Below are 9,346 nucleotides of genomic sequence, written 5' to 3'. Positions count from 1 at the left end.
TGCTATCTCCTTTTCTATGCTGCAGAGGTTACCTTTATGATGCGGTCCTTATATGTAGGAAGTACTGCCAACCCGCAGTATGCTACTACCTCAAGTGCGGCATTCTCGTATTTCGCACCATTGTGTACGGCAATCATTCCAAGCTCGTCAGTTTCGAGTTCCATGCCAGGAATAGATGTAATGGATGCAGCATCGATCACGAGATTTTCCGCAGCAGTACCGGCTACAGTTCCTGCTGCCATATTGGAATCGACGATAACATTCCCAATGCCCATAAAGTTGGAAAGATACGAAAGGCCGAAGTTCGTCTCAAGAGTCACGGTGTGCGATCCCAGATAATCATAAACATCATCTGGGGAAGCAAATATGATAGGCGTGAATGCCTCATCCTCGAACTTCTTTTCAAGGAAAGCTGCCGCCTTGGCCACCTTTGCCTGGAATGTTGCTCCCTGAGCTGTTTCAGTCCCGGTTGCTACCGCATTAAATATAGTCTTCCTGATGTTCTTCTGGATCTCCTTCAGCATTGCGATATTTGTGCCACCGACTGCAACGTCATAGCCCTTCTTCCCGATCTCTTCGATGGAGGTCAGTTTTCTGTACTTCTGATATGTGATCTCTACAAGTTCTCCATCATTCATCTTAATGCCGGAATCCGGGATCAGCGCTTTCTCCTCAACAGCTCCGGATTCCAGTGTTCCAGATGCCTTATAGATCTTGTGGGCTGTTCCTGGTGCCACCACCTGAACACTTTCATGTCCCAGAACATTCAGCATATTATGCAGATCTGTTTCAAATGTTGTGACAAAATTGATGTCCTGAGCTCTTGCCTGTATTGCTACGTCTGTCATATTACTCCTCCTTATTTATTAAACAGTTCGATATTATTCTGAATAGCCTTTGTGCGCTTGATAGGATCCTTTATTTTCAGGATGTCCTCCTTACTCATCGTGTTATGTGATTCTCCTCCGTCTTTGACGTTTGGATATGTCCCATCCTTCTTGTAATCCACAAGAGCCTTTGCCTGTGTCCTACATGATTCCTCATCATCTCCGTAAAGCAAGTGTGCTGGTACGCCAGTTTCCTTTGCCACCTTGTCTCTTACAGACTTGATTTTATTGGCCCTTTCGAGTGCATTAACCTTCTTCTCAAGCGCATCCGCTCTCTCCCTTTCTTTCTGCAGTTCTGTTTTATTAGCTTCTTCATACTCGTCGTATTTTTCCGCCTTCTTTTTTAATTCCTCGTAGTCCTTGTATTTCTCCCTGTCACGGGCAAGGCGATCTACGACGATTGCATTAACTTCGCTCTTCGTGAAAGTCCTTTCAGTCTGCGTATCTTCCGGGTCTCTCCCCGTTGTCTGCTTATCTTCCAGGTCTCTCCCTGTTGTCTGGTTGTTCTTGCTGGTATCCTCAGCCATTATCTTTTCCTCCTTGAGTTGTCTTCCTCGGTTTCGGCCCGAGTTGCCGCATATTAAAAGGCCGCCCATCGGCGACCTATATGCTGAATTGATGTCTATTCATGCTCTTCCCCATAACATAGAAAAGCACATACCGCCGGTGTTATCACCGGCAATAGCAGTGACCATATTGGAATATTGACCACGAGCATGAGCTCCATGATAATCATCACCAAAACTATTCCTGTACATAGCCCGCTTAGGAAACATGAATACATGATATTAGGATTTAAGTATTCTTTCTCCTTGCTATCCATTGACTCTCACCACAACCTCTCCCTATGCGAATAAACTCCAGATCGGAATCGCTTCTTTTAGCGTCTCTGCAATTTTTTCTCATCGTGGAGTTTTCCTTAAGATACTCGATTCCTTTCAATGTTATTCGAGCACGCTTTATGTCAATACCGACCACATCTCCGCCCCATGCTTTAGAAACACGGACATCAGCGATAAAGCCTTGGTCTATAAGATCCAGGAGGACAGCGTCCAGATACTCCTGTGATATGGGAAGCTGTTTCGTCATGGGATATAGATAGTATTCCAAATCTTCTTCTGATATCTTCCCCTTCAGCTTCCTGTAAAAGTAAACAAGCACTTTACATACGATCACTTCATAGTCATCTTTACCCATGTCGTTCTCCTTTTCCGCATAATAAAACCCCGCGAATATCCGCGAGGTATGAAAAAAGCACCGGCCGAAACAGGTGCTTTCCTAGTCTTTATGTTGATTCTTTGCGTAACACATCGGATCAGCGATAGCAGCTTGATGAATGAACAAAACTTCTTCAGAAGTTAATCCTTTAAACGGGCTTTCCCAATTATCGTCTTCCCAATCAATCCCTTTAGAATAATTATACCTTAAAGGATCAAATCCCAACTTCTTTATTATGCTTTCCATCGTAATTTTAGCCATCACAAAATCTCCATATTTACGCCGGCTTCATTTGACAATTCTATGAATTTCATTATTGCTTTTTCATTATATCCGTTTTGATCAAGAAAATCAAAGCTCGACCAGTAACCAGCCTCATTATACGAACTTGCATCCACACTATATTTGTATATCGTTCCATCATGGCAGACAACTACTCCATACGCATTTTTTCTTATAGATATTGCATTAACATCAGATGGACTAGGCGGTGTGCTTCCAGGATGATTATGTAAAGCCGCTACTGTATAATCCGGTGCCTCATCTAACATCTTCCACATTTTTTTACTTGGCATCACCTTTCTTTCATAGTCGAAATCGGTGCGCGTTATGAATTTTCCCGTTCTGGTGTCAATAAACATAAGATCTTCGTATACCGTACCACTCCTGTGATACAGTATTTTTTTTGCCTCACTAGTCATTGTGTTTGTAACGTCTTTTGATGCATCCACTAACGACATTCTTCTTCCATAATCCGGTGATTCTATTTTCGCCCGTGCTATTTCGGTAGTTCTGATCTTGCCCTTATGACTTTCTTCGCGTAAAGCTCCTGATTGGATATCTCTGCTTTTATTCAGGCTATACATCTGTGCTTGCTTCACAGCCTGATCTCTGGTCATGCCCGTGAAGCCTGCTCTGCTTCCATATGGTACTTCTTGGCCATCGGCCATCACAATCGCTTCACCTGTATCAGTAGCACCTCTCACTGGATGCTTCCGTTTATACGCAGCTCGTTTCTGAGCACGTATCTTTTCTCCATCCAGTTCATACTGCTCCCGCCTCATGGAATTGATCTTATCTTTCCACGTTCTTCCATCTGCATTCTCGTACAGCTCACGCAACTTGTCAGGGTCATATCCTTCTACTGATGTTTTGCCATCAAAGCGGATCGCAAACGAGCAATCACAGTGAGCATGTATATGATCTGCATGATCCCCTTTCAGGGTCTTTTTCGATGCGTGGCGCCAGCCTCCGGAGGCAAGCGCAAGACAGAACGGGCAGGAATCGCCACTTGGTATCCATGCGAATTCTGCACCATCGCGAATGGCATTCTTTATCGTCGTATCCTCTCCAGCCTGTTTAACAAGTGTTTCCACCGCTCCCGGGATATTTCGGTCACTGACTCCTTTCGCATGCGTCACTGCCTTAGCCGTGTCTTCATATGATGCTGTACTGGCCAACTCAGCCGCCGGCACTTTTGCACCCTGCGATTTCGCGACCGCATCATACATTTCCGCAGCGACTGCAGATGTACCCTCTCCATACTTTGTTGCAAGGCTGAAAGCATATTTGATCACCGCTTCCATGTCTCCAGTGCCATACTTCGCCAGATAATCATCCATCTGCTTTCTGGCAGTACCTTTCAGCTGTGACATCAGTTGCACATATTGCATCCACTGTTTTTTGCTGGCCATTATTCATCTCCCTCCGGAGATCCTGTTGAGGCATCATCCATTGTCAGCTCATTAAGCAGTTCCAGACCTCGCGCCCTCTGTTCTTGTGACTTGATCCTGCGAATGTCCGCCTGGTCAAATCCTTGCATCTCCAGGAACACGTCTGTGCTTGCGAAGCCCTGCCTCACTGATGCAATTTTTGTTGCCGCGTCAGCTGTAGATGCAATGGACGGCATTGCCGGATTCTTGAAATGTGGGATCACATCCTTTTCTTCGTCGGTCAGCTCTTCCAGAGTCGCATTCCTTGCTATGGCCTGTGCCATCATGGCTATCATCTTCAGTGAGTCACCATTGGATGCGTTAAGCTGTTCTGCGAGCGTGATCAGGGTCTGTGTCTGCGCAAGGATCGCATCCGATGATGTTGGATTGGCATCATTGATCACCCCGCAATCCGTCACAGGAAGTCCTGTTGCCGCTGAAAACTGCGTCGATAGGATCCGGAGCATCTGCACATGCGGTTCTATCGACCCCTGCGCAAGCTGTCCAAAAGTCGGATTATTTCCCGTCTCCGGATTTGATGTTGCTGCTATAAGGTTGCCTACATACTGCCTGAATTTTTGATTGATCAGCGAGTCATACTGATCATCTGTTACTCCCAATAGATACTTCTGCGGAGAGGTCGCGAACTCAAGCCCGATGGTGGCATTTGCGACCGTGCGCACATATCCCTGGATAAGGTGTCTGACCGTCTCCTTTATCCGAGATCTGCCAAATGGTTTCTTGCTTGTAGCATTCCAGATCAGTGGCTCCATAAGCGGCCGTCCCATCTTCTGTGGATGTCGTTCCGCTATCCAGCTTGTCGTTCCGGAAGGCCGTCTTAATACCCAGATGTCCGTAGCTGTATAAATATTAATTATCGATGGTCTCCACAGCTTGTCTGACTCATCCTGCCTGGCATCTATTATGGCCATTCCGCAGTCTATTCGCCCTTCCTCTCCGGACCATAAAGCTGCAGCAGTCTGCGGAGAGTGGAATCTTATTCTGCACCCTCTCAACGGATCTGCGGATAGTGTGGTGAAAGTGCATCCGAATTTCAGCTCATCGCGGCAGGCTTTCATGTACTCCGCAATGAACCGGTTTGCTACAGCAATGCGCTGAACTGTATTGACCACATCACCATCAGCGCCTACAAAGCCATCGAACATAGAACGAGCGGCAAGCACATCAACGCACTTACCGCCCCATTCGCAACCGATCTCAAGGCCCTTTATACCGTCAGGAAGAGCTATTCCGAGATTTACTTCACTCAGTGGAATATGCCCGTTATAGTACCTCTCCTTGCCCTCGTTTTTCGCTTTGTGATGGTTATAAACTTCGATAAGGCGGAACAGCTTCTCAGCTGTATCCTTGTCGAGATTCGTGACATTAGTCGGGTTGATAGTGATGCTATCCATCTTTCTCCTTTATCCTATGCGCATTTTCCTATGCGGATCTCTCTTGCTTGTGGCAGCACCCCAGAGTGCCAGACTAGCCGCTTCTATCGGTGCTGAATTATCTCCTCCGAATCCCCAGCCGCCCGCTATGGATCTCTGTTCTGCGCTTAGTGCGCTGTCTTCAAGTGCCGGTTGCCCTTCATACCAGGTAACGATTCCTTCATTGATGTCATTGACCAGTAGGCTGGCTGCCGCAACTACTTCCTTTGCGGTAGGCTTGATGACAGAATTTTTCATTCTCCACGTGTCAGCGATCCGATCCACCAGGAGGTCAACTCCATTGCGGCCGTCTATCACTACACATGATGCCTGGTGATATCTTGCATTAAGCCATTCAGACAGCCACCGTGTACCACGAGCAGTCGTTGTCCTTTCGATGATGGATATCCTCGCAGGGCCTTCTTTCGGTATGACTGCACCGCAGAGGCACACCTCAGACCCATCTGCCGTAAACTTGACTCCGTAAGCCGTCTTTCCTTCTGGCTTTGGTTCGGAGGATCTGCACGCTTTCCATGCTTCAGGATCTATCGCCATTATTGCCTTTGTCCTCTCCACAACTGGAGACCACCATCCCAGGCGCTCCCGAGCAAACGTATCTGGTTCCATCTGTTCTGATTCCCCCTCTATCGTTGCCAGTAGTATTCTTTTCCCTAGGGCAGGATTTGTTGCTGCCCACCGAGCTCTGTCGGTTATGTCTCCTATCTCTGGCACGGAAAACTCGAACCACGCGGTTTTACCTGTTTTGCCATTTAGTGCCTTCTGTCGTATGTCTCGGAATACAGTGGCCGTTACCGACGGATCCGGCGGTGTGCCCACATAGATAGTTTGCGGATTCAAGCTCGCTGAGATCGCTGGCAGGAATGATGCCTGGGCTGTCTCGTCTATTTCCTGTGCCTCATCAATTATGAGCAGATCACCATGTTGTCCACGTCCGCCGTTCCTTGTGCGTGCCAGGAACTTTATGCGCGCACCCGACTTCAAAATGATCTGCTCTCTACCAATGGCTGTCTTTATCTCTGAGACATACTTGCGCAGCGCACGTGATTCAAAGAAATCTCGCATCTCTTCAAACGTTTCTGTCGCCGTTTTCTGCAGATGTGCCGTGTAGATAACCTGTTCATTAAAAAGGAGCATGCCGGCTTCGGCACGCCCCTGTACTAGTAAGCTTTTCCCATTTTGTCTGGGCACTGATCCGCCGCAGGTTGATGCGGCCCACCGTCCCGATGAGTTGCGACCCATCCAATCGCATAGCATATCTGCCTGCCACTCATCCAGCGTGATACCTCCAGCCTGTAATATCCTGCAGGCGTCAAAGCCATCACTACTTGTGTAATCCGGTGCGATCCTTTCTGACGGCTCCTGGCTTCCCGTTATCTGCTCTTTGTGCGATAATCTCGCCAATCTCGTCGTCACTTGTATTCGCTCCTTCTATGTCTTCTATCTCCTTGATCGTTTCCCTGTATTGCTTTGCCAGCGGAGCCAGCTGCTTCACCGCATCCGGATCTGCTGCAGCCGTATCGATGCTTTTGGCCAGCTCCTTGGCCAAGGTTTTTAGCATCTCTAACCGACTCCCTGCCCTCGTGGCACTTGTCAATTTTCTATATGCCATTTTTATCAAAAATCCCTGTGTGTAAATTGGCGCTTGGACGGGTTTGGTCTCCGTCGCCCTCCGGGAGGGTCCTCTCCCCTACCAATTTCCATCTGAAGAGTAATTTTTCTTGTCAATTTGTATTTTTTGCCGTTCCTGTATACAATTTCCTGTTTTATTGCCCTTGACCTGGTTACAGATGTAGTGAGCGGCCTGTATGTTGTCCCAGTCTTCGGCGGCTTCCCTCGGAGAGCCATAACCGAACTCTTTCCACTTGCTTATCGGTTTTATTTCATCTATCACGAATGATAACGGATGATCTGCATCACTAGGTTCATCGTAGTGGATCGGTCCCAGGGCCCCGCGGCATATCCCGCAGTCACACCCCATAGCTCTTAACCTTGCCCGGTACTTTCTACGGAGGGCCCCATTTTGATAGCGTGGATTCGTTGACACTTCTACACCCTCTCCCCGGCCTGTTTCCAGGCATAATAAATGCCGGGTGGTCAACCCGGCTACTAGGTAAATCAACAAGACGGACGGCGCTCTTGTTTTTGTCCGTCTTTGGACACTACTATAATAACACACATTTTTTCCCCTAATGTCCGGACTTAACTTACGATTTTATATTTTTCTTTCAAATCATTAAGTTCATTGTGAAGCAACATTCTTTCGGTCTGCATCCTGCCAACTACAATACCAGGTGCGATACCTTGTTCTTTTGCAAACATTAGGACACTCTGCCTCGAATAATCTTTTTTTTCCTTAAACGCGAGAAATGCATCTTGGTCGATCAACATATCTCTTGCGTATCCATCCGCTCTTTTCTCGTCTTCTTCGGAAATTCCTCCATACTGACCAATATGTCCGAGAAGTATGTGTGCAATTTCATGGAAGAGGCTAAACCAAAATCTGTCAGCGTCCTTCCCTCTTGCAGTGATTCCTATCACTATTTTATTCCCATCGACAAAAGATGCTCCATGAAGGAACGATCCTTTTAAGTGCGGTACGAATACCAAAGCAACCCCACACCTTGCAAAATCCATCTTAAGTTGTGGAACAAAATCTTTTGGATCCAATAGTGTCATGTGCTTGAATTCCGGAATAAAATCAACGAGCCTATCCAAATTAATTGGCTCCACTGATATGTTCCTTGATTGGATTTTAACTCTTTGTGCCCATGCAATTAATGCCAAATTACTCTTTTCTGTAGTAGCTAGCCTTCTACATGCAATTTTAGTAATTTGTTCATTATCTAATAGCGATAACTGAACAACTTCAAAATACTTTCGCAAGTTCAGTACTTTTTCCTTGGGGTCCTTTGTTGCTGGGACCCAATTATATTTTGCCATTTCGCCATATGGAAATCTTCTTGCAATTTCCATATCAGAATCCATTGCATTCTCAGCGTTTACTTTTGCAATTTTACTCCTGTAGATAGCCTCTAAATTGTTCCAGAATTCAGCCGGCACGCCCAAAACAATTTCCAACTTGTATGCTGTATCTGGAGTGATCTTCACATCACCATTAATCAGATTACTGACATGTTTTTCCGACATGTCCATCCTGGCGGCAAATTCCTTTTGACTCATTCCTCTGTCTTCTAATTGTTCTTTAATTGTCGCCCCTGGTGGCGTTGCAATGTAGCTTCGGCTCCTCAACATATTGCCACCTCCTTCTTTTACATTCAGTGATAATCTACAATTTCTAATATATTGGCGATCTGTATCTCTTCTCCCCTTTTTTCAAACACCAATCTATATGGATGAACCAAATCCATAGCATATTGTCCTTTTCTGTTATTTGACAGCAAATGGCACCTACCAATCCTGCACTGTACCAAAACTTCAACTGTATCTGATGCAGTGATTTCATCAATTCTTTGATGAATTTTATTTGCCATCTCTCGGCCATATGCTCTCTCTGCATCTTTTGCATTCGTACAAACTTTTTTAATTTTTTTACTTTTGTACGTAACTTCCAAAGATGTCCCTCTCAATGCAGAATTAACCTGTTAGGTTAATTTATGTTAACATGCTATATTAATTAATTCAATAATAATTTATTATCAGCAATCAATGACTATTTTATCAGACAATATGTAATTCCTTTGCTGTATAATAAACCATTTTCTGTTTCCAGTCTGAATATGTAGACCTCGCAGCATCATCTGGAAAAGGCTTGCGATAAATAATGTTTTCCATCACTCCTCTCCTGTACTCCGGTGGTATCTTTTCCATAGCCTTGTCTACGGCGTCGATCCGTCGCGTCCTCTCCTCGGTTTTTATGACGTAAGCGAGTGGTTGATTTGATACCCCTGATCCAGAGGGACCGTCTTCCGGATCCGGAGAGGAAACGAGGATATCGGCGCACTCCTGCTTCAACGCATCATAAGAGCGGATTATGTAAATAGTCTCCATGTATGTGTTATGTGGCAGCACATATTGCCTATGTTTCTTTGGCTGGTATTCCTTCATCTCACCTCTC

The 9,346-nt window shown here is 45.9% G+C and carries 12 protein-coding genes; all 12 read right to left on the bottom strand.

The genetic code is table 11. The annotated features are described in order from the left end of the window. Positions 1–14: 14 nt before the first annotated feature. Positions 15–848, bottom strand: a complete 834-nt coding sequence (locus BQ7382_RS08575; protein ID WP_077391692.1) for a hypothetical protein — start codon at positions 846–848, stop codon at positions 15–17. Between the two features lie 11 nt (positions 849–859). Then, a complete protein-coding gene (locus BQ7382_RS08570; protein ID WP_077391691.1) occupies positions 860–1,414 on the bottom strand; it encodes a hypothetical protein in 555 nt (184 codons plus the stop codon). A gap of 268 nt (positions 1,415–1,682) precedes the next feature. Continuing rightward, positions 1,683–2,084, bottom strand: a complete 402-nt coding sequence (locus tag BQ7382_RS08565) for a YjcQ family protein (protein WP_077391690.1) — start codon at positions 2,082–2,084, stop codon at positions 1,683–1,685. Between the two features lie 81 nt (positions 2,085–2,165). Further along, positions 2,166–2,366, bottom strand: a complete 201-nt coding sequence (locus tag BQ7382_RS08560) for a hypothetical protein (RefSeq protein WP_077391689.1) — start codon at positions 2,364–2,366, stop codon at positions 2,166–2,168. Beyond that, the gene (locus tag BQ7382_RS08555; RefSeq protein WP_077391688.1) at positions 2,366–3,799 is read right to left on the bottom strand and encodes a VG15 protein; all 1,434 of its coding nucleotides are present in this window, start codon (positions 3,797–3,799) and stop codon (positions 2,366–2,368) included. The genes BQ7382_RS08560 and BQ7382_RS08555 overlap by 1 nt, the downstream gene beginning before the upstream one ends. Continuing rightward, complete coding sequence (locus BQ7382_RS08550) at positions 3,799–5,232, bottom strand: restriction endonuclease subunit S domain-containing protein (protein WP_077391687.1); 1,434 nt, start codon at positions 5,230–5,232, stop codon at positions 3,799–3,801. Before BQ7382_RS08550 ends, BQ7382_RS08555 begins: the two co-directional genes overlap by 1 nt. Positions 5,233–5,241: 9 nt before the next feature. Then, positions 5,242–6,510: a terminase large subunit domain-containing protein gene (locus BQ7382_RS08545; RefSeq protein WP_235847999.1), complete on the bottom strand. Its 1,269-nt coding sequence runs from the start codon at positions 6,508–6,510 to the stop codon at positions 5,242–5,244. Positions 6,511–6,592: 82 nt separating this feature from the next. Further along, positions 6,593–6,829 carry a hypothetical protein gene (locus BQ7382_RS08540; protein ID WP_077391685.1) on the bottom strand — a complete coding sequence of 79 codons (237 nt, stop codon included), beginning with the start codon at positions 6,827–6,829 and terminating at the stop codon, positions 6,593–6,595. A gap of 129 nt (positions 6,830–6,958) precedes the next feature. Continuing rightward, on the bottom strand, positions 6,959–7,315 hold the full coding sequence (locus BQ7382_RS08535; protein ID WP_205408174.1) for a hypothetical protein: 357 nt from the start codon (positions 7,313–7,315) through the stop codon (positions 6,959–6,961). 155 nt (positions 7,316–7,470) lie between these two features. Continuing rightward, the gene (locus BQ7382_RS08530) at positions 7,471–8,523 is read right to left on the bottom strand and encodes a HigA family addiction module antitoxin (protein WP_077391684.1); all 1,053 of its coding nucleotides are present in this window, start codon (positions 8,521–8,523) and stop codon (positions 7,471–7,473) included. Between the two features lie 23 nt (positions 8,524–8,546). After that, positions 8,547–8,843: a type II toxin-antitoxin system RelE/ParE family toxin gene (locus BQ7382_RS08525; RefSeq protein WP_077391683.1), complete on the bottom strand. Its 297-nt coding sequence runs from the start codon at positions 8,841–8,843 to the stop codon at positions 8,547–8,549. A 106-nt stretch (positions 8,844–8,949) separates the two neighbouring features. After that, positions 8,950–9,336 (bottom strand): hypothetical protein, encoded by a 387-nt coding sequence (locus BQ7382_RS08520; RefSeq protein ID WP_077391682.1) that lies wholly within the window; start codon positions 9,334–9,336, stop codon positions 8,950–8,952. Positions 9,337–9,346: the final 10 nt, after the last annotated feature.

This window comes from Mobilibacterium timonense, assembly GCF_900155555.1.
GTDB classification, from domain to species: domain Bacteria; phylum Bacillota; class Clostridia; order Peptostreptococcales; family Anaerovoracaceae; genus Allobaileyella; species Allobaileyella timonense.
Note: the sequence above shows the minus strand (reverse complement) of the source record. Positions and strands in the feature narration are given on the sequence as shown.

Coding starts and splice junctions, on each gene's coding strand:
- BQ7382_RS08575 (WP_077391692.1), bottom strand. CDS start 848: ATGACAGACGTAGCAATACAGGCAAGAGCTCAGGACATCAATTTTGTC.
- BQ7382_RS08570 (WP_077391691.1), bottom strand. CDS start 1,414: ATGGCTGAGGATACCAGCAAGAACAACCAGACAACAGGGAGAGACCTG.
- BQ7382_RS08565 (WP_077391690.1), bottom strand. CDS start 2,084: ATGGGTAAAGATGACTATGAAGTGATCGTATGTAAAGTGCTTGTTTAC.
- BQ7382_RS08560 (WP_077391689.1), bottom strand. CDS start 2,366: ATGGCTAAAATTACGATGGAAAGCATAATAAAGAAGTTGGGATTTGAT.
- BQ7382_RS08555 (WP_077391688.1), bottom strand. CDS start 3,799: ATGGCCAGCAAAAAACAGTGGATGCAATATGTGCAACTGATGTCACAG.
- BQ7382_RS08550 (WP_077391687.1), bottom strand. CDS start 5,232: ATGGATAGCATCACTATCAACCCGACTAATGTCACGAATCTCGACAAG.
- BQ7382_RS08545 (WP_235847999.1), bottom strand. CDS start 6,510: ATGGGTCGCAACTCATCGGGACGGTGGGCCGCATCAACCTGCGGCGGA.
- BQ7382_RS08540 (WP_077391685.1), bottom strand. CDS start 6,829: ATGCTAAAAACCTTGGCCAAGGAGCTGGCCAAAAGCATCGATACGGCT.
- BQ7382_RS08530 (WP_077391684.1), bottom strand. CDS start 8,523: ATGTTGAGGAGCCGAAGCTACATTGCAACGCCACCAGGGGCGACAATT.
- BQ7382_RS08520 (WP_077391682.1), bottom strand. CDS start 9,336: ATGAAGGAATACCAGCCAAAGAAACATAGGCAATATGTGCTGCCACAT.